Below are 20764 nucleotides of genomic sequence, written 5' to 3' on the forward strand. Positions count from 1 at the left end.
ATTCGTTCAGTTGATCTGGCGTCAGGCACGGTTTTGTGGCGAGGGAATTCATCCCCGCTGGGGCTGCTAAGCGGCCCAAAACCGGTCCACTCAGTACACCTGAGACACCGAGTCGCTGGCTGTGGGGTCTGCTTCGCAGCCCAGCGGGGATGAATCCCCTCGCCACAACATCACCTGGCTCGGCTACTGAGTTGCCTTCCCGCAACCTGCTACCAAGTGTTTCAAGCCAGTAAATTCCCGCCCCAAGTGCTCGTTTACCAAAACAGCCTCCCGTCCCTGCCCCCTCGTGGAACGGGCCCGATATCACTGGCCGGAACCCTGCATGAAACGTCCCCGCCCTACCCGACGCGCCTGGCTTTTAACCTTCGCTCTGCTCCCAGCCGTGGCCTTTGCCGCCTGGCAAGCGGTGGCCCCGAGCCGTGAATCGCTGATGACCGCACCCGTCACCCGTGGCGATATCGAAAACAGCGTCACCGCCCTGGGCACCTTGCAACCACGGCGTTACGTGGACGTCGGCGCCCAGGCGTCCGGGCAGATCCGCAAGATTCATGTAGAAGCCGGGGACGACGTTCGCGAAGGCCAATTGCTGGTTGAGATCGATCCCTCCACGCAAAAGGCCAAGCTGGACGCCGGACGCTTCTCCATTGAAAACCTCAAGGCCCAGCTCCAGGAACAACGAGCCCAGCACGATCTGGCCCAGCAGAAATTCCGCCGACAGCAGCAGCTCAAGGCCGGCGGCGCCACCCGCGAGGAAGACGTGCAGACCGCCCAGGCCGAAGTGCGGGCGACCCAGGCGCGCATCGACATGTTCCAGGCCCAGATCCGCCAGGCCCAGGCCAACCTGCGCAGTGACGAGGCCGAGCTGGGTTATACGCGCATTTTCGCGCCCATGAGCGGCACCGTGGTCGCCGTCGGTGCCCGGGAAGGCCAGACCCTCAACGCCCAACAGCAAACTCCGTTGATTCTGCGCATCGCCCGCCTGTCGCCGATGACCGTCTGGGCCGAAGTCTCGGAAGCGGACATCGGTCACGTCAAACCGGGCATGACCGCCTACTTCACCACCCTGGCCGGCGGCGCCCGTCGCTGGAGCAGCACCGTGCGTCAGATTCTGCCGGTGCCGCCGCGCCCGCTGGAGGCGAGCCAGGGCGGCAGCCTCACGGGCGGGCGCAGTGGCAGCGAACGGGTGGTGCTCTATACCGTGTTGCTGGATGTGGATAACGCCGACCGCGCCCTGATGACAGAAATGACCGCCCAGGTGTTTTTTGTTGCCGCCCAGGCACGCGATGTACTGACCGTTCCCAGCGCCGCGTTGCAGGCCCACGCCGGGCAAGTGCAGGTGGTGGCCGACAATGGCGATGTCCAGCCGCGCACCGTGCGTACCGGCGTCAGTGATCGGCTGCGTACCGAAATTCTCGACGGCCTGAGCGAAGGCGACCGGGTGCTGATCGGTCCGGCCGCCGGCAGCGGAGGCTGAATGGACACGCCCCTGATCGAACTGCGGGACATTCGCAAGGCCTACGGCGGTGGCGACAGCCCTCGGGTGGAGGTGCTGCGCGGCATCGATTTATCCATTCACGCTGGGGAATTTCTGGCGATTGTCGGGGCGTCCGGCTCCGGCAAGTCCACCTTGATGAACATCCTCGGTTGCCTCGACCGCCCCACCAGCGGCGAATACCGGTTTGCCGGCGAAGACGTCGCAGGCCTGGGCAGCGACGAACTGGCCTGGCTGCGGCGCGAAGCGTTCGGGTTTGTTTTTCAGGGCTATCACCTGATCCCGTCCGGCACCGCCCAGGAAAACGTCGAAATGCCGGCGATCTACGCCGGCACCTCGGCCGCCGAGCGTCACAGCCGGGCCAGCGCCCTGCTCGAACGCCTGGGGCTGGCCAGCCGTACCGGCAACCGCCCTCACCAACTGTCCGGCGGCCAGCAGCAACGGGTGTCGATTGCCCGGGCCTTGATGAACGGCGGCCACATCATCCTCGCCGACGAACCCACCGGGGCCCTCGACAGCCAGAGCGGCATCGAGGTCATGGCGTTGCTCGACGAACTGGCAAGCCAGGGTCATGTGGTGATCCTGATCACCCACGACCGCGAAGTGGCGGCGCGGGCCAAGCGCATCATTGAGATTCGCGACGGGCTGATCATCAGCGACAGCGCCGGCGGCGATCCGACGCCGCACCACGCCAACCCGAACGCGTTGCAAGCGGTGGATCTGCGCCAGCGCCTGAGCGCCGGCAGCGAACACAACGGCGCCTGGAAAGGCGAACTGCTCGACGCCGTGCAAGCGGCGTGGCGGGTGATGTGGATCAACCGTTTTCGCACCGCCCTGACCTTGCTGGGGATTATCATCGGCGTGGCCTCGGTGGTGGTGATGCTGGCGGTGGGCGAAGGCAGCAAGCGTCAGGTCATGGCCCAGATGGGCGCCTTCGGCTCCAACATCATCTACCTCAACGGCAGCGCGCCCAGCCCGCGCGCCGCCAAGGGCATCATCAGCGAACATGACCTGGCGGCTCTTGGCGCGCTGCCCGAGGTGCAGCGGATCATGCCGGTCAACGGCGCCGACGCCAGCGTGCGTTTCGGCAACCTCGACCACACCAGCTACGTGGGTGGCAACGATACGAATTTTCCGACCATCTTCAATTGGCCGGTGGCCCAGGGCAGCTACTTCACCGATGCCGATGAACGCAGCGCCGCGGCAGTGGCGGTGATCGGTCACAAGGTCCGGCACAAGCTGCTCAAGGAGGTCGACGACCCCATTGGCCGCTACATCCTGATTGAGAACGTGCCATTCCAGGTGGTCGGCGTGCTGGCGGAAAAAGGGGCCAGCTCCGGGGATTCCGACGCCGACAACCGCATCGCCGTGCCCTACTCCGCCGCCAGCGTGCGCTTGTTCGGCAGCCGGCATCCCGAGTACGTGGTGATCGCCGCCAAGGACGCGGGCAAGGTCACGGAGGCCGAACAGGCCATCTCCCGCACCCTGTTGCGCCTGCACGACGGCAAGCAGGATTTCGAATTGACCAACAACGCCGCGATGATCCAGGCCGAGGCGCGTACCCAAGGCACGCTGTCGCTGATGCTCGGTGCCATTGCGGCGATTTCGCTGCTGGTGGGCGGCATCGGGGTGATGAACATCATGCTCATGACCGTGCGCGAGCGAACCCGCGAGATCGGTATTCGCATGGCCACCGGCGCCCGCCAGCGGGACATCCTGCGCCAGTTCCTCACCGAAGCGGTGATGCTCTCGGTGGTCGGCGGACTGACCGGTATCGGCTTGGCCTTGCTGGTGGGCGGTGCGCTGCTGCTGGGCAAGATCGCCGTGGCCTTCGAGTGGCTGGCGGTGTTCGGCGCCTTCGGCTGCGCCCTGGTCACCGGCGTTGTCTTCGGTTTCATGCCGGCCCGCAAGGCCGCTCGCCTCGACCCGGTCGCGGCCCTCACCAGTGAATGAACCTCATCTTATGAAAGCGCACCTGACCCTCCTGGCCACGGGCCTGTTACTGGCGGCCTGCGGCAGCCCTCTGCCGGTGCCGGACAGCGGCATCCAGCCGCCCGCGGCCTGGCAAAGCCTCGAGACACCAGGCGCTCGCGCCGATCACCAGCAATGGTGGACGCAGTTCGGCAGCCCGCAGTTGGACCGGCTGATCGAACAGGCGCGCCTGGACAGTCACGATCTGGCCGCTGCCGTGGCCCGGGTTCGTCAGGCCCAGGCCAGCGCGATCATTGCCGGTGCTCCGTTACTGCCGGAAATCAAGGCCGGGCTCAATGGCAATCGCCAGGAGTTGTTGCGCGGCAAAGGTTACAGCCAACTGGATGTCAACCGGGACAATCGCACCATCGATTACTACGACGCCAACCTCAGCGCCAGTTATGAACTGGATTTCTGGGGCGGCAAGCGGGCGGCCCGGGACAGTGCACTGAGCAACCTGTCGGCCAGCCAGTTCGACCGGGCGACCGTGGAGCTGACCCTGCTCAGCGCTGTCGCCAACAGCTACACCCAGGCGTTGTCCCTGCGTGAACAGCAACGCATCGCCGAGCTGAACCTGGCCAATGCCCAGAGCGTGCTCGATCTGGTACAAACCCGCTACGACGCCGGCAGCGCCACGGCCCTGGAGGTGTCACAGCAAAAAAGCCTGGTGGCGGCCCAGCAGCGCAGGTTGCCCCAAGTGCAGCAGCAGGCCCGGGAAGCGTTGATTACTTTGGCGGCGCTGCTGGGCCAACCGGTGCAGTCGGTCAGTCTCGACGATGAGCATTTCGACCGTTTGCACTGGCCCGCCATCGACGCCGGGGTGCCCAGTGACCTGCTCAGTCGTCGCCCCGACATCGCCGCCGCCGAAGCGCGCCTCGCCGCCGCCCAGGCGGACATCCGCGTGGCCCGCGCGGCCCTGCTGCCTTCCGTGACCCTGGGCCTGAGCCTGGCCACCGGCGCCGACATCGCCGAGCAACTGCTGCGCAACAACGTCTACAACCTCACCGCCGGTTTGGCCGCGCCGATCTTTAACAACGGTCGCCTGAGTGCCGAACGGGACAAAGCCACCGCGCGCCAGGAGGAGCTGCTGGAAACCTACCGCGCCGCCATCATCAACGGCTTCGCCGACGTCGAAAAAGCCCTGAACGGCATCCATGGCCTGGACCAGCAACGGCAGTGGCAGAGCGAAGAACTGCTTCAGGCCCAGCGCGCATTCGACATCGCCCAGCGCCGTTATCAGGCCGGTGCCGAAGACCTGCTCACCGTGCTGGAAACCCAACGCACCCTCTACGCCGCCCAGGACATGAACGTGCAATTGCGATTGGCGCGGGTGCAGGCGAGCGTGGCGTTGTACAAGGCGTTGGGTGGGGGTTGGCGGGTGATGTAACGCCACCCCAGGTTCTCAAGCCAAGCCACACACACCTGTGGCGAGGGGATTTATCCCCGCTGGGCTGCGCAGCAGCCCCCAGAGCCGGCACCTCGGTGTATCAGGTGTATTGGGGGTAGCTGATTTGGGGCTGCTACGCAGCCCAGCGGGGATAAATCCCCTCGCCACAGATAATTCCCCGCCCAATAAAGGGTGTTCGGCTTTGGTTCTGTTTATCCGGCCATGTAGGACTCCCGAGCGAGGCTACATCGCCTTGCGCCGTTACCTACAACTGCGCCAGAATCCGCCGGCTTGTGCGCCTGGCACCCCATCGATAACTTGTTCCCTGTCACTGCTCATCAGTGATCGGGTCTGCAAGCCCGACGAATATCAGGCGCATAGCCAAAGGTCGACACATCTGTGTTCGTTCCATGGCGGCTGTGTGCGGGAGACCTTCGGGTCTGCCGGGTTCCTGGTTTCCCGGTCTTGCAGACCCGCGCATAGCTGCCACCCCATCATCTGCAAGTGATGCCTGGCAGCGCCCTTTGAATAATCAGGAGCTGCACCATGTTCAAGATCACCCCCAATCCCCCCGAAGACGATTCCAAAAAACTCAACGAAGCCGCCGACCGCGCCCTCGCCTTTTACCTCGACCCCAAATCCGAAAAACCCAACCCACCACCGGGCCAGTTGTTCACCGTGGCCGAAGGCGCGGATCTGGAATGCCTGCTGGCCAACCTCAGCGAAACCCTGGCTTCGGTCAACGTCATGGCCAACGAGCTGGCATTTGATTTGGACGGCGCGCGACGGAGTTTTGCCTTGGGGATCCAGCAGATGGTCGAACTGAGTGAGCTGCTGGCGAGCCGCGCGCTGGACATCGCAGTGCCGCGTTAAAGGCGCATGCCCTCTAAAGCCAAGTGATATTTGTGGCGAGGGGATTTATCCCCGCTGGGCTGCGCAGCAGCCCCATTAGCCGGCACCTCGGTGAGTCAGTTGTTTTGAGTGCGCTGGTTTGGGGCTGCTTCGCAGCCCAGCGGGGATAAATCCCCTCGCCACAACAGCGTTCGCTTTGGTTTTCTTTGGGAAGCGAAGCTTTACACCGGCTTGGCCTTGAGATTGCGCGCATACCAAGGCCGTTGCGGCACGCGGCGAAACAGTTCAGAGAGTTTTTTGTCGTCGCTGCCGAAGGTGATGCGCAGGGCCAGTTTCATGGTTTCCGGGTCCATCTCCACCGAGCGCCCAGGCTGCAACCCCGGCGTGGTGCTGCAACCGTGGGTGACCGGCCCCAGCCAAGGGTCGGCGATTTCCACCCAGCGGCCCGGGGCAAACCAGGGCACGCCGTTGACCTCAAGCCGGCTCACTTCACCCGGATGGAAACGTTCGTGGGCGCGGAACCAGTCTTCGAGGCGGTCGTCGATCCAGCCATGGAAGGCCCAGAACACCGGGTTCACATGGGAGGAAAACGGATCGCCCAGAAAGTCGTTTTCCGGCTCATACCAGCGCTGGGCGAAGTCGGCCGGGTCGCGGGCGAAGGGCACCGGGTGGCCGTTGGAAGGATCGCGAGGCACCGAAGCCCAGCGCATGTGCAGCCAGTCGTGCAGGCCCAGTTCCACTTCCGAACCGAACTGGCCCAGGGTCAGTTTCGACAGGTAGCGCGGGTCGCGGTAGCGCGATTCCCAGACCTGGAAATTGCTGTGATAGGTCTCGGCAGTCTTGATGTCACTCACCCATTGGGCGTACTGCTCGTCGCCGCTGGCCAGCCAAGTGGGCGGCAAGGCCGTGCCATCGTGGTTATCGAAATACCGGGCAAAGCCCAGCCGATCACGCTCCAGCTCCGGTTGCGGCAACGGGAAGCGCGGCCACGACGGCAGTGGCTGGAACGAACGGGCCGTGCCAAGCATGTGCCGGTGCATGAAAAAGAAGTCCACGCCCGAGCCGTTGCGATCCTTGCGCTTGCCGCGAGCGTCACGTTCATGGTCCCGTGGGCCGGGCTGCCAGCCGATGCCACGCAGGGCGTTGCGCTTGTCTTCGTCCAGGCTGTGCCATTTGTCTCGCGAGGCATGCCAGAGCTGGTGAAACAGCCGATGCTCCGGCGACACCAGCCAGGCCAGCAACGGCGGGCTCAGCGGCGTGCGTTCCCGGGCTTCGGGGAACGGCAGCTTGCGGGCGATGAATTGATTGTCGAGTTCCGGCAGCGCCAGCGGGCGATCCAGGCGCAACACGCGACCGCTGAGGGTCGCGGTGCCGGCATTGCCGAAGCCGGCCCAGACCTCGTCCAGGGTCATGATGAATTCGTAGTCCGGTGCCCCATGCTGGGCACCGATCAGGCGCCAGCTCAGTTGTTTCGGATCGGTTCCGGCCAAATCGCCCAGCACTCGATAATGAGGCTCATCACCGGCGCGCAGGCGTTCAGCGGTGTCGAGGCAGCCCACCAAGCCACGGCCCTTGTGGGCAATGTCGAGGAACACTTGCAGACCGTCCTGGGGCAAGCCGTCCAGGCCCGCGTCGCTTCCTGAAAAACGGATCGTCCAGATCCCCCGCAGCGTATCGGCCCGGCGCTGCCCCGCCACGTCCGCCACATCGAATGAGGCCTCGCCGGGGGTGATGGTGGGGTCCGGCCGGGTCAGTTCGCGATGCCCGTAATACACCGCAGGCACGGCGGCACCGGTCAGCGCCAGGCCCGCCATGAACCATCGTCGAGAAATCGTCATTGCCTTACCTGTGTTCGGCCCTGAGGCGGGCGTTATCCAAGCTAGAACGATGGGCGGGCCAACAAATTTATAGAGGCTGTGAGGGCCTCATCGCGAGCAGGCTCGCTCCCACAATAGAGGTGCGTACATTCGATGAAAATTTGATGAGTTCAAGGCCGCCTTCGCGAGCAAGCCCGCTCCCACAGGTGACCGCGCTGAATTCCACTGTGGGAGCAAAGCTTGCTCGCGATGGGACCATCAGGCTCACCTAAATTTCCTGCCCGATCACTCGTTCTTCCCAGATAGCAAAGCCCCCCGCAGCGAACCTGACCGAGATCGGCAATGACAACACCACGTTCGAAAAAAGCTCTCCTCATCGGCGTGCCCCTGGCCCTTGCACTGGTGGTCGGTGGCGGCCTCGCGGCCTGGGACCACTGGTGGCGAGACAACCCCGGCTACCCGGTCAAGGTGATGAAAGAAGCCCGCGAGCTGCACGAGCGCCTGCTCTCCTTTGACAGCCACATCTCCGTGCCACTGAATTTCGGCACCGCCGGTCACGAGGCGGACAAGGACGGTAAAGGCCAGTTCGACCTGGTCAAAGCCAACCGCGGGCATCTGTCCGGCGCGGCGCTGACGATTTTCGGCTGGCCGGAGCTGTGGAACGGCCCCAATGCGCCGCACAAGCCCACCGCAGGTTTTGTCGAGGAAGCGCGCAATCAGCAGGAAGTGCGCTACAAGATCATCACCGGCATGGTCCGCGACTTTCCCAACCAGGTCGCCATCGCCTACACCCCGGATGATTTTCGGCGCCTGCATGGCGAAGGCAAGTTCGCGATTTTCATCAGCATGCTCAACGCCTATCCCCTGGGCCATGACCTGAGCCTGCTGGACCTGTGGACGGCGCGGGGCATGCGCATGTTCGGCTTCAGTTACATCGGTAACAACGACTGGGCCGACTCCTCGCGCCCACTGCCGTTCTTCAACGACTCACCCGACGCCCTCGGCGGCCTGTCGGAGATTGGCAAGCAAGCGGTGACGCGCCTGAACGACCTGGGCGTGATCATCGACGTGTCGCAGATGTCGACCCAGGCCCTGGAGCAGGTTGCCCAACTGAGCCGCACGCCCTTGGTGGCCTCCCATTCCGCACCCCGGGCCATGGTGGACATCCCGCGCAACCTCAGCGACAAGGAAATGCAGCTGATCAAGGCCAGCGGCGGCGTGGTGCAGGTCGTCGGTTTCTCCCAGTACCTGCGCCCGCTGACGCAAAAAACCCAGGACAAACTCAACGACCTGCGCCAACGTTTCGACCTGCCACCGCTGCCCAACCTGGCCATGGCGCTGATGCCGGGCGATCCGATCATCGCCGCGTGGCCGGAACAGAAATTCGGTGAATACGCCGGCCAGCTCTACGGCATTCTGGAGGAGGAACCCAAGGCCAGCCTCAAGGACCTGGGCGACGCCATCGATTACACCGTGCGCAAGATCGGCATCGACCATGTCGGCATCAGTTCGGACTTCAACGAAGGCGGCGGCGTCAAAGGCTGGGAAGACGTGGGGGATATTCGCAACGTCACCGCCGAACTGCTGACCCGCGGCTATTCAGAAGCGGACATTGCCAAGTTGTGGGGCGGCAACTTTCTGCGGGTCTGGGATCAGGTCCAGCAAGCCGCTCGTCCCGCCGTGGCTTCGAACCAGAAGGCCGGCCAACCATGAACGAACGCCGTACCTTCCTGAAGCAGGCCGGGATCCTCGCCGCCGGCTTGCCGCTGGCCACCAGCCTGCCTGGCACCGCTATCGCCGATCCGCTGCCGCCGCTGCCCCGAGACAAATGGGCGCAGTTGCGCTCGCTGTTCAACCAGGACCCGGACTACCTGCACTTCTCCAATTTCCTGGTCACCACCCACCCGCGCCCGGTGCGCGAGGCCATCGACAGGCATCGCGCCGCCCTGGATAAAAACCCGGGCCTGTTGATGGACTGGGACCTGGGCGTCACCGAAGAGCGTGAGGAAAACGTCCGCGCCTGGGCCGGCCGATACCTGCAAGCAAACCCTGCGCAGATCGCCCTCACCGGCAGCACCACCGAGGGGCTGGCGATGATCTACGGCGGTGTTCATGTGAGCGCCGATCAGGAAATTCTCAGCACCGCCCACGAACACTACGCCACCCACACCATTCTCGATCTGCGCAGCCAACGAGACGGCACCCGGGTGCGCAAGATCAAACTGTTCGAGAACGCCCACAACGCCAGCCACGATGAAATCCTGAGCACCATCGATCGCAACATCCGCCCCGAAACCCGCGTACTGGGCATGACCTGGGTGCATTCGGGCAGCGGCGTGAAGCTGCCGATCGACAAGATCGGCGCGCTGGTGGACAAGCACAACCAGGGCCGCAGCGATGCGCAACGCATCATCTACGTGGTGGACGGCGTGCACGGCTTCGGTGTTGAAGACCTGAGCTTCCCAGCGATGAATTGCGACTTCTTCATCGCCGGCACCCACAAATGGATGTTCGGCCCACGGGGCACCGGCCTGGTGTGCAGCCGCAGCGAAGTGCTCAAGTACGTCACGCCGATCATCCCGACCTTTTCCGAAGCCACGACGTTTTCCACCACCATGACACCCGGCGGCTACCACGCCTTCGAGCATCGCTGGGCGGCCGACGAGGCGTTCAAGCTGCACCTGCAACTGGGCAAGGCCGAGGTGCAAGCGCGCATTCACGCGCTCAATACCTACTTGAAAAAACAGCTGCTGGCGTTGCCGCAAATCGAGCTGGTTACACCCATGAGCCCGGACGTGTCGGCCGGTTTCACCTTCTTCCGGGTCAAGGGTCGCAAGAGCGATGAGATCGCCGCCTACCTGATGCAAAACCGGGTGATCGCCGACGCCGTGCATCGCGATGCCGGGCCTGTCATTCGAACCGCGCCGGGCCTGCTCAACACCGAAGCCGAGATTGATCGCTTCATGGGCTTGCTGGGCAAGACACTCTGAACCTGACTATCGAGAGAGATGGATGAACAGTTTTTCCTTGAAGCTATTCCCGGCACTGGCCCTCGCCGCCCTGCTGCCCTCCGGTGCCCAGGCGTCGCAACCGGGCCAGGTCTTCCGCGACTGCAAGGACTGCCCGGAAATGGTCGTGCTGCCCACCGGCACCTTTCAGATGGGCACCCCGGAAGATGAAGTGGGACGCGAGCCCGACGAAGGCCCGATGCACCCGGTGACCTTCGCCAAACCGCTGGCGATCAGCCGCTTTCAGGTGCTCAAGGGCGAATGGTTCGCCTACCTGCGTGACACCGGCTATCAGATGCCCGACGGCGATAAACGTCCTGGTCGCGCGTGCAAGGCCGGGATTCCTGATTACCAAGGCAGCGACCCGCGCAAGCAATACACCGACCGGCATCCGGCGGTGTGCATGAACTTCGAAGAGGCCAACGCCTACGTGGCGTGGCTGTCGAAAAAAACCGGCAAACACTACCGGCTGGTCAGTGAATCCCTGCGCGAATACGCGGCACGCGGCGGCACCACGGGGCCGTTCCCCTTCCCGTTCGATGAAGGCAAGCAATACAGCATCGCCCAACACGCCAACACCTACGGCGCGGCCGATGGTTACAACTTCACGGCACCGGCCGGCACTTATCCGCCCAATGCATTCGGGGTGTACGACATGCACGGCAACGTCTACGAGTGGACGGCCGATTGCTACAACGAAAACTACGCCGGCGCACCCAGTGACGGCAGCGCTTGGCTGACCGGCAAGTGCGAGTACCAGCGCATCCGCGGCAACGATTGGGGTGAAGCCCCGGTTTTCTCCCGCTCCGGCAACCGCAACGCGCTGGTGCCCCGTGTGCGTGGAGACTGGATCGGCTTTCGGGTGGCGCGGGATATGTAAATCGGTAGGCCCACCCAAATACCTTGTGGCGAGGGGATTTATCCCCGCTGGGCTGCGAAGCAGCCCCCAAACAGGCAACACAGATCAGTCAGGAATATCCAGGCAATATTCATTGGGGCTGCTTCGCAGCCCAGCGGGGATAAATCCCCTCGCCACAAACGGTGTTCCTCAGGCCATTCGCCGTTAAATCCCCTCCCACATCAACCGTCTTACAGACAGGCGCGCCTGCGCCCTAAAGCCCTCCCGGCGACCACCCGCGATGGCCTTCGCCCTTTTCATCACGCAGGGAAACCTCCATGAGCCAACCAACACGCGGGGTGATCAATGAACTGTTCATCCTGCTCAAACCCTTCCGGCTGATTGTCGTGGGCTCCATCCTCTTGGGCATGCTGGGCGGCCTGAGCATCACTGCCCTGCTGGCAACCATCAACGACGCATTGAACGCCGATGCCGGGCCCACACCCCAAGTACTCGCAACCTTCGCCGGGCTTTGCGCGGCGGCGCTGCTGACGTCGATTCTGTCGGACATCGGCACCAACCACGTCGGCCAGAACATCATCGCCAGTCTGCGCAAATCCCTCGGCCAGAAAGTCCTGCTGGCGCCCATCGAGCAGATCGAACGTTTTCGCAGTCATCGGCTCATCCCGATACTGACCCACGACGTCAACATGGTCAGCAACTTTGCGTTTTCCTTCGCGCCACTGGCCATTGCCTTCACCGTCACCCTCGGTTGCCTGGGCTACTTGGCCTACCTGTCATTGCCAATGTTTGCGCTGTTGCTGGTGGCGCTGGTGATCGGCACTGTCATCCAATACGTGGCACGGGCCCGTGGAATCCGCGGTTTCGAAGCGGCCCGCGAGGCCGAAGACGCCTTGCAAAAGCACTACAGCGCAATCGCCGCCGGCGCCAAGGAATTGCGCATCCATCGCCCACGCCGCCAGCGCATGTTCAGCCAGCGTATCGAAGCCACCGCCGACCAGATCTGCGACACCAACATCCGCTCGGTCAACACGTTCGTGATTGCCAAGACCTTCGGCTCGATGCTGTTTTTCGTGGTCATCGGCCTGGTCCTGGCCCTGCAATCGCTGTGGCTGGGCACTGATAAAGCCGTGCTTAGCGGTTTCGTGCTGGTGTTGTTGTACATGAAGGGGCCGCTGGAATATCTGGTGATGACCTTGCCGGTGATCAGCCGGGCAAACATCGCCTTCAAGCGCATCGCCGAACTGGCCGAGCAATTTTCTTCGCCGGAGCCGCACCTGTTGCTCAACGACAAGAGCGTCCCCAAGCCGACGATCCAACAGCTTGAACTGCGTGACGTGCACTACGCCTTCCCGGCGGTCGCTGGCGGCCAACCGTTCGCCCTCGGACCGGTCAACCTGTCCATCGCCCAGGGCGAGATTGTGTTCATTGTCGGCGAGAACGGTGGCGGCAAGACCACGCTGATCAAACTGCTGCTGGGCCTTTACTCGCCCCAAGGCGGCGAAATCCTCCTGGATGGCAAGCCGGTAGTGGCTGCAGGCCGCGACGATTATCGCCAATTGTTTACGACGATTTTCGCCGACTACTACCTGTTCGATGAACTGGTCCAAGGCGATCAACAAGTGCCTGAAGACGCCAACCGCTACCTGCAACGCTTGGAAATCGCCCATAAGGTCAGCATTCACGACGGGGTCTTCAGCACCACCGATCTGTCCACCGGCCAACGCAAACGCCTGGCGTTGCTCAACGCCTGGCTTGAGGAGCGCCCAGTGCTGGTGTTCGATGAATGGGCCGCCGACCAGGACCCGGTGTTCCGACGGGTTTTCTATACCGAACTGCTGCCGGAGCTGAAGGCGTTGGGCAAAACCATCATCGTCATTTCCCACGACGACCGCTATTTCGACATCGCCGATCAACTGGTCCGGATGCAGGCCGGTCAGGTCATCAGTGAAAAAGCCCCCGCAGCCTTTGCCTGAACCTGCCTGACGCCCTGCTATTTGCCGCGAGAACACCATGAACCCATTGCTAGATGATGACCTGCTGACTTTGCTGCTGGAGGAGGACGCCGACGACATGCAAGCCCGCTCCAGCCGCAGCCGGCCGGACCGCGCACCTTTGTCCTTCGCCCAGCAGCGCTTGTGGCTGGAGCAACAGCGCGACCCGAGCCGCTCGGCCTATAACCTGCCGCGCGCCCTGCGCCTGACGGGCAACCTTGATGCCGACGCCCTGGAGCAGGCACTCAATCGCGTCATCGACCGACACGACATCCTGCGCACCGCGTTCAATGACCTCGACGGCGCCGCCACCCAGGTGGTCGAGCGCAACGCCTGCCTGAGCCTGCACCGCGAGGACCTCGGCGCGCTCGACCAACAGGCCCGTGCCGTGGCGCTCGCACAACGCATCGAGCAGCACGCCCGACATCCGTTCGATCTCACCCGCGCGCCGCTGATGCGAGCAACACTTCTCAGGCTGGGCAGCGATGAACAGGTGCTGTTGCTCAATATGCATCACATCGTCTCCGACGCCTGGTCCAACACAATCCTCATGCACGACATGACCCAGGCCTATGCCCGGGCCGTGCTCGGCGATTCGTCGCCACTGCCGCCGTTGCCCATGCAATACGCCGATTACGCGACCCACCAGCGAGACGAGTATGTGCAAAGCACGGCCTGCCAGCGCAGTGGCGAATACTGGCGTCAGTACCTGGGCCACGACCTGCCCACGCTGGAACTTCCTCAAGACTTCCCCCGCGTCGCGGGCCAGCAACCTGTAGCCGGGCGCGTGCAGGTGACGCTTGCACCTGCGCTGGCCCAAGCCCTGGATGCATTCTGCCAACGCCAGGGGCTTACGCCTTTCGTGGTCGCGCTGGGTGCCTGGCAACTGTTGCTGGGCCGCTACAGCAACCAGAACGACCTCACCGTCGGCGTTCCGAACGCCAACCGCAACAGCCATGACAGCCAGGAGCTGGTGGGATTTTTCGTCAGCAGCCAGGTGTATCGGGCTCGGATCGACTCGACCCGCAGCGCGCTGGATTTCCTCCGGGACCTGCGCGCACAGTCGCTCGCCGCGCTGGAACATGCCGACTACCCCCTGGAACTGATCCTTGATCAGTTGCAACGTCCCGGTGCACAGGGCGCCAGTGCGCTGTTCCAGGTCTTGTTCAACTGGCGCACCGGCTCGTCCTCACCGTCGGCGCCAAGCCTGGGTCAACTGAAGCTGGAGTTTCTCAGTACCGGTGACAACCAGGCCAAGTTCGACTTGTCGCTGGATGTCGATTATTCACAGCAGCAGATACGGGCGACCTTCGAATACAGCCGTGATCTCTATCGCACTGAAACCATCGAGCGCATGGCCGAGCACTGGCAGCACCTGTTGCAGAGCCTGATCGAGACGCCTGAACGCGCCCTCGGCGAACTGCAATTGCTCAACGCTGATGAGCACCAGAAAACCCTGAACGACTGGAACCGCCAGCCAACCCGGCTGCACCGCGGACAGTGCCTGCACTCGTTGATCGAAAGCCATGCCTCCACCACGGGTGAGGCCATCGCCCTGACCTTTGAAGGGCAGCACATGAGCTATGCCGAACTCAACCGACAGGCCAACCAACTGGCCCATCGGCTGATCGAGCAAGGCGTCGGGCCCGATGTGCTGGTCGGCATCGCCGTCGAGCGTACGCCACAGATGATCATCGGCCTGCTGGCGATTCTCAAGGCCGGGGGCGCCTACGTGCCGCTGGACCCGGCCTACCCGGCCGACCGCCTGGCCTACATGATTGCCGACAGCGGCGTCACGCAGATCCTGACCCAGGCCCATCTGCGTGAATCGCTGGCGCTGCCCGCTGGCATAAACTGTCTGTTGCTGGATCCGGCCGATGCCGATGGCGCCTACCCCGAGCACAATCCAAATGTGCCGATGGACCCGGACAACCTGGCCTACGTGATTTACACCTCAGGCTCGACCGGCCGGCCCAAAGGCGCGTTGCTGGCGCACCACAACGTCAGCCGATTGTTCCAGGCCACGGACCACTGGTTCAGCTTCGATCATCAGGATGTGTGGTGCCTGTTTCACTCCTATGCCTTTGACTTTTCCGTGTGGGAGATCTTCGGCGCTCTGCTGCACGGCGGCCGATTGGTCATCGTGCCCCACGCCGTGAGCCGTTCGCCGCAGGATTTCCATGCCCTGCTTTGCCAGGAAAACGTCACGGTGCTCAACCAGACACCTTCGGCGTTCAAGGCGTTGCTGCAGGTCGCCTGCGAGCCTGGGCAGCCTCTTGCCCACCGGCTACGACAGGTGATTTTTGGCGGCGAAGCCATCGATGTACAGAGTCTCCGCCCCTGGTTCGAACGCTTCGGCGACCAGACGCCGCAACTGATCAATATGTATGGCATCACGGAAACGACCGTGCATGTCACCTGGCGGCCGTTGTCGATGAGTGACTTGCACAGCGAGGCCGCAAGCCCCATTGGCGAACCCATCGTCGACCTGTCCTGGTATTTGCTCGACGCTCATCTGAACCCGGTGCCCAAGGGTTGCATCGGTGAGCTATACGTTGGCCGGGCCGGTCTGGCCCGCGGCTATCACCGACGTGCCGACCTGACCGCCACCCGCTTCATCCCCGACCCGTTCGACCCGCTGCCGGGTGGCCGCCTTTATCGCACCGGGGACTTGGCCCGCTACCGCACCGACGGCAGCATCGAATACATCGGGCGCCTGGATCATCAGGTCAAGATTCGCGGGTTCCGCATCGAGCTGGGGGAAATCCAGGCGCGTCTGCAAACGCTGCCGGCGGTGCGAGATGGGGTCGTGTTAACCCATGAAGGCCCAGGCGGCCTGCAACTGGTCGCCTACGTGATTGCCGCGCAACCGGCCACGGCCGAGTTACGCGAGGGCGTATTAAGCGCACTCAAAGCGCAGTTGCCGGACTACATGGTGCCCAGCCACCTGCTGTTCATCGATCATTTCCCGCTCAATGCCAATGGCAAGCTCGACCGCAAGGCCTTGCCGGAACCCGACGCCGGTCTTTGGCATTCCCATTACCTGGCGCCTCGCACTCAGCTGGAAGAAGCCCTGGCACAGCTCTGGCAACAGTCCCTCAAGGTTGCGCGCGTGGGTATCAACGACAGCTTCTTTGAACTGGGCGGGCATTCGATCCTGGCGATCGAACTGATTGCCAACCTCAAGACACACCTGAATATCAGCGTGCGGCTGCAAGAGCTGCTGGCCAACCCGAGCGTGGCCGAGCTGGCCCTGTTCGTCTCGCAAAAACATCGGGAGCAGACCCAGTGCCTTGTCGAACTGAACAACGCACCGGTCAACGCACCGCAGCTGTTTTGCCTGCATCCCAGCGGCGGCATCGTGTTCTGTTACCAGCCGCTGGCGCGCAAACTCCAACATCGGGCGCGCACCATTGGCGTCATGCACCGCGGCTTCAGTGAACCGCATGTCGGGCCTGAAGCCTGGCGCGAGATGATCGCCGATTACAGCCAGGAAATCGTCAAGGCCCAGCCGCAAGGTCCCTATTACCTGATGGGCTGGTCGTTGGGCGGCGCCATTGCGCTGGACATCGCGGCGACGCTGGAAAGCCAGGGCCACACCGTGAGTTTTCTCGGCCTGGTGGACAGCACGGTTCCAGAGCATCTGTATCCCGCAGCGTTGCCGCGTCATCGGCATCTGCCAGGCCTGGAAAAAGCCGACCCGGCCTCCCAAGACCTGATTGAAGCCATCGAATACTTCGACCTGCTGTTTCCGACCCTCACGGAACGCACGGCGGCTTATCGGCGTGAGCACCCCATGAGCACGGTCAAGGCATTCCATGACTGGGCCGCCAGCCAGATCGAGCCGGAGCGAGGCGACTTGCTGGCGACCGTGCAGCGCATCAAGGATGAAGTCATGAACGCCCAGGCGTTCTCGGTGCATGATCGTTTGCTGGAAGCGTTTGACGGATTCACCTTCAAGCCGGTACGAGTCCGCCCGAGCTGCTGGTGGACGCAGGCGGAAAAAACCCCGGAGGAATTGGCCTTCTGTGAAGCCTTGATCAAGGACTACAGCCTGACCGGCGAGCTGCAATGCTCGGTGCATTCCCCGTTACGCCATCGCAGCATGATTTTTGATGATGGGTTACTTGATTCGCTGATCGAGAGTTTTCTGGCCAGTGCGATTGAAAGGGAAAAGCGCTTGGGGTAGGTGTGCCTGAACCACCGCTATCGCGAGCAAGCTCGCTCCCACATGGGGTTGCGAACATTCACAGCATCTGCAGACGACACAAAACCTGTGGGAGCGAGCCTGCTCGCGATGACGTCGGCACGTCCAACATCTACGCAAACTGAGCCGCCGCTTTCGCGAGCAAGCTTTGCTCCCACAGCCACTGCTCAAACAGGTCGGATGGGTGTACACCCGAAAGAGACAGGCCGCCTCGCGGTGGACGTTGATCTCGGCGCCCCGTTACCACGCTGGCCGAGCGCAGGTGTTGCGCAGTGGGCACCTCGGCAAAAAAAACGGCGCTTTCCCGTCTCGAAAAGCGCCGTTTCCTTAAGTGAACAGCATGACCCAAAAGGCAGGTCTATTTCACTCTTGCGGGGATCAGAACTGCGGTTTGTACGTCACGCTGAACATCAGGTTGCGTGGATCACCAAAGTTGTTGTTGCCATTGATCTGGTTGTAAGCGGACGTTATGTACGTTTTGTCGAACAGGTTGTTGGCGTTGACCGCCAAAGCGATTTCCGGCGTCAGTTGGTAGCCGACGCGGGCGTTCCATACGGTGTAACCCGGGACTTCACGATCATAGTCGTAAACCAGCGTGTGGCTTTGGGTGGTGAAGCCCAAGCCGGTGCTGACACGGCTCCAGTCGCCGGTGAACTGGTAGTTGCCCCACACGCGCAGCATGTGTTTCGGCGTCCAGGTGCTGAAGACACTCCCTTCATTGTCCGGATCCTCCAGGTACTTGGTGGTGTTGTAGGTGTAGCCCGCGAACAGCTGCAGGTTGTCTATCACTTCACCACTGATTTCGGCATCGATACCCTGGCTGCGCACTTTGCCCGAGGCTACCGAGCAACCCGAGCCGCCACACCCCGAACCACCGTCGTTGATGGCACGGTTCTCATGGTCGTAGCGGAAGATGGCCAGGGAGGTATTGACCCGACCGTCCATCAACTCGCCCTTGAGGCCGACTTCGTAGTTGGTGCCGACTATCGGCTTGAGCACCGAACCGTTGGCATCGAGATTGGTCTGCGGCTGGAACACGTCGGTATAACTGGCATACACGGCCCATTCGCGGCTCAGGTCATAGATGATGCCCGCGTAGGGCGTGACCACGCCAGTTTCAGTTCCGGTGGTTCCCGAGTAGGGGGTAATACCGGCTGAGGTTTCGTTTTTCGCCTTGTAGCTGTAGTCATACCAACTGACGCGAGAGCCCAGCACCAGTGTCAGATCGTCAACTGGCTTGACGCGCCAGGTACCGTACACACCCTTCTGGCGGATATCGTATTTGCTGAGGACGCCCAGGCCGCCCGCGGCGATCAAACTATCGTAGCTGATGTCCGGACGGTCATTGTCGATGTCGAAGATGGAGTCACTGGTGTTGTTGAATGTACGGGCGTAGCGGTCATCGGTCTCCAGCTGGGAGTAGTTGCCGCCCAGCATGACTTCCTGCTCCATCGACAAGGCTTCGAACTTGCCGGTCAGGTTCATGTCGAGACCGACCTTGGTGGACTGGAAATCGGTCAGGAAGTCGGCATATTGCACGCCGCTGCCATCAGGCAAGAGACCACCCCCCCTTTGGACGCGCTGGTTTTTCGCCTGGTTGTCTTCGCTCATGTGCACCGCGCCGACCTTCAGCGCCCAGTCCTCGTTGAAGCGGTGCTCCAGATCGGCATAGAGGGTGGTGACGTCGATTTCGGACCGGTTCCAGCGCGCGCCCGTATAGGTCGAGCGCGACACGTCCGGCATCCTGCCATCGGCGTAGCGTGGCAGGCCGCGGATGTTGCCCCGCGATTCGCCGTTGGATTGGCTGACCGCGAAACCCAGGGTGGTGTCTTCGCTCAGGTCGACGTCCAGGGCACCGTACAGCGAGTGGGTCTTGCTCCACGCATGGTCGACGAATGAATTGCTCTGGTCTTCGTCGACCACGATGCGACCGCGGATGTTGCCGGCCTGGTTCAGCGGGCCGCCGGCGTCCAGTTGCAGGCCGTAGTGATCCCAGGATCCGGCCTTGCCGGTCAGGGTCACGGTCGGTGCATTCTGGCCACGCTTGCGCACCAGGTTGACGGCACCACCGGGGCTGCCGGTGCCTTGCAGCAGGCCGGAGGCGCCGCGCATGATTTCCAGACGGTCGAAAAAGATCAGGTCCTGGGTCGCCCAGTTGCCCAGCGAATAGGTGTTACGCGGGATCGGCACGCCGTCGTACTGCCAGTCGTCGATCTGGAACCCGCGTGACGACAGGATCATGCCTTGCCCGACGCCCTGCAGGCCGACAATACCGGTGGTCTGGTTGACGGCGTCCTTGAGGTTGACCAGGTTCTGGTCATCCATCTGCTTGCGCGACATCACAGTGATCGACTGGGGAATTTCCTTGAGGGTGTGGGTGCCCTTGCCGATAGTCACGGCGTTACTGGTGTATGAGTTGCTGCCTTCGGTCGTCGCAGCCAACGCCTGAGCTTTAACGGTGGTCGCGCCCAGCTCAAGGGTTTCAGCGGCGGAACCACGCACCAGCATCAAGGTGTTGCCCTCAATGCTGTAGCGCACGCCCGTGCCTTTGAGCAATTCGGCGAGGGCCGCCTGCGGGCTCATCTTGCCACTGACGCGGTTGCTTTTCAGCCCGGCCATATCGCCGGCGTTGTAGATCACTTGCTGGTTGGTCTGCTGACCGAACGCTTGCAGTGCCTGCGCCAGCGATTGCGCAGGGATGTTGACGCTGACGTCTTCAGCCATCACCTGAGCGCTGAGTGGCAGCAGGCAGACCAGCCCCAGACCGGTCAACACCCGACGCGAACGCAGGCCGCGGGACATGACGAGTGCCTTGAACAGAGGTTTCAACTCATGAATGGATGACATCGTGCTCTCTATTATTGGTAGAAGTAAAAGTCCATGGGGCCGAAGGGCCCGCCGCTCGCCAGCACGAGAGAACCCGCACGATCGATTGCCCCAGGGCAATGTTTTAGTGCGTGGCCGACCGCCCCCTCCCCGGGCACGGTCATCCGGCTGGACGACGGCGAAATCTTTGCTGAACAAACCCGGTGCCTGAGCGTCCTGCCCGACCGATTTGCCCACATACCTTAGTAAGACGCAGCACCTGTCAAAAACCGGAATGAGTTTATTTATCATTCGCGCAAAAAATAAAAAAAAGCCGACGCTGGTGGGCGTCGGCCTTTGGTTCATGAGTTT

The 20764-nt window shown here is 62.6% G+C and carries 11 protein-coding genes; 9 read left to right on the top strand and 2 right to left on the bottom strand.

The window, feature by feature from the left end; all coding sequences use genetic code 11:
* The first annotated feature begins 322 nt into the window (after positions 1 to 322).
* The 4 genes from AAIS01_RS21850 to AAIS01_RS21865 all read left to right on the top strand — a co-directional run bounded on the left by AAIS01_RS21850 (position 323) and on the right by AAIS01_RS21865 (position 5723).
* Positions 323 to 1474 (top strand): efflux RND transporter periplasmic adaptor subunit, encoded by a 1152-nt coding sequence (locus AAIS01_RS21850; protein WP_343470636.1) that lies wholly within the window; start codon positions 323 to 325, stop codon positions 1472 to 1474.
* Positions 1475 to 3445, top strand: a complete 1971-nt coding sequence (locus AAIS01_RS21855; RefSeq protein ID WP_343470637.1) for a MacB family efflux pump subunit — start codon at positions 1475 to 1477, stop codon at positions 3443 to 3445. It begins immediately after the preceding gene.
* Between the two features lie 10 nt (positions 3446 to 3455).
* Entirely contained in the window at positions 3456 to 4850 is a 1395-nt protein-coding gene (locus AAIS01_RS21860) for an efflux transporter outer membrane subunit (RefSeq protein WP_343470638.1), read from the top strand.
* Between the two features lie 546 nt (positions 4851 to 5396).
* Positions 5397 to 5723 carry a DUF6124 family protein gene (locus tag AAIS01_RS21865; RefSeq protein WP_343470639.1) on the top strand — a complete coding sequence of 109 codons (327 nt, stop codon included), beginning with the start codon at positions 5397 to 5399 and terminating at the stop codon, positions 5721 to 5723.
* A 200-nt stretch (positions 5724 to 5923) separates the two neighbouring features.
* Here the strand turns inward: AAIS01_RS21865 and pvdP are convergent, their stop codons facing one another.
* Positions 5924 to 7540 (bottom strand): pyoverdine maturation tyrosinase PvdP, encoded by a 1617-nt coding sequence (gene pvdP, locus AAIS01_RS21870; protein WP_343470640.1) that lies wholly within the window; start codon positions 7538 to 7540, stop codon positions 5924 to 5926.
* 321 nt (positions 7541 to 7861) lie between these two features.
* On the opposite strand from pvdP, the gene pvdM reads away from it, so the two are divergent.
* From pvdM to AAIS01_RS21895, 5 genes are all read left to right on the top strand, one after another.
* Entirely contained in the window at positions 7862 to 9232 is a 1371-nt protein-coding gene (pvdM, locus tag AAIS01_RS21875; protein WP_343470641.1) for a pyoverdine-tailoring dipeptidase-like protein PvdM, read from the top strand.
* Complete coding sequence (gene pvdN / locus AAIS01_RS21880; protein ID WP_343470643.1) at positions 9229 to 10509, top strand: pyoverdine-tailoring periplasmic protein PvdN; 1281 nt, start codon at positions 9229 to 9231, stop codon at positions 10507 to 10509. The genes pvdM and pvdN overlap by 4 nt, the downstream gene beginning before the upstream one ends.
* Positions 10510 to 10531: 22 nt before the next feature.
* Positions 10532 to 11407, top strand: a complete 876-nt coding sequence (gene pvdO, locus AAIS01_RS21885; protein ID WP_343470644.1) for a dihydropyoverdine dehydrogenase — start codon at positions 10532 to 10534, stop codon at positions 11405 to 11407.
* 296 nt (positions 11408 to 11703) lie between these two features.
* Positions 11704 to 13362: a cyclic peptide export ABC transporter gene (locus AAIS01_RS21890; protein ID WP_092400310.1), complete on the top strand. Its 1659-nt coding sequence runs from the start codon at positions 11704 to 11706 to the stop codon at positions 13360 to 13362.
* A 37-nt stretch (positions 13363 to 13399) separates the two neighbouring features.
* Positions 13400 to 17569, top strand: coding sequence for an amino acid adenylation domain-containing protein (locus tag AAIS01_RS21895; protein WP_343470645.1), 4170 nt, complete (start codon positions 13400 to 13402; stop codon positions 17567 to 17569).
* 396 nt (positions 17570 to 17965) lie between these two features.
* On the opposite strand, the gene AAIS01_RS21900 is transcribed toward AAIS01_RS21895, so the two are convergent.
* Entirely contained in the window at positions 17966 to 20434 is a 2469-nt protein-coding gene (locus tag AAIS01_RS21900) for a TonB-dependent siderophore receptor (RefSeq protein WP_343470646.1), read from the bottom strand.
* Positions 20435 to 20764 lie beyond the last annotated feature (330 nt).

Origin of the sequence: Pseudomonas halotolerans (genome assembly GCF_039581215.1) — a bacterium.
Classification (GTDB): Bacteria; Pseudomonadota; Gammaproteobacteria; order Pseudomonadales; family Pseudomonadaceae; genus Aquipseudomonas; species Aquipseudomonas tehranensis.

Coding starts and splice junctions, on each gene's coding strand:
- pvdO (WP_343470644.1), top strand. CDS start 10,532: ATGAACAGTTTTTCCTTGAAGCTATTCCCGGCACTGGCCCTCGCCGCC.
- AAIS01_RS21865 (WP_343470639.1), top strand. CDS start 5,397: ATGTTCAAGATCACCCCCAATCCCCCCGAAGACGATTCCAAAAAACTC.
- AAIS01_RS21860 (WP_343470638.1), top strand. CDS start 3,456: ATGAAAGCGCACCTGACCCTCCTGGCCACGGGCCTGTTACTGGCGGCC.
- pvdP (WP_343470640.1), bottom strand. CDS start 7,540: ATGACGATTTCTCGACGATGGTTCATGGCGGGCCTGGCGCTGACCGGT.
- AAIS01_RS21900 (WP_343470646.1), bottom strand. CDS start 20,434: ATGTCATCCATTCATGAGTTGAAACCTCTGTTCAAGGCACTCGTCATG.
- AAIS01_RS21850 (WP_343470636.1), top strand. CDS start 323: ATGAAACGTCCCCGCCCTACCCGACGCGCCTGGCTTTTAACCTTCGCT.
- AAIS01_RS21855 (WP_343470637.1), top strand. CDS start 1,475: ATGGACACGCCCCTGATCGAACTGCGGGACATTCGCAAGGCCTACGGC.
- AAIS01_RS21890 (WP_092400310.1), top strand. CDS start 11,704: ATGAGCCAACCAACACGCGGGGTGATCAATGAACTGTTCATCCTGCTC.
- pvdN (WP_343470643.1), top strand. CDS start 9,229: ATGAACGAACGCCGTACCTTCCTGAAGCAGGCCGGGATCCTCGCCGCC.
- AAIS01_RS21895 (WP_343470645.1), top strand. CDS start 13,400: ATGAACCCATTGCTAGATGATGACCTGCTGACTTTGCTGCTGGAGGAG.
- pvdM (WP_343470641.1), top strand. CDS start 7,862: ATGACAACACCACGTTCGAAAAAAGCTCTCCTCATCGGCGTGCCCCTG.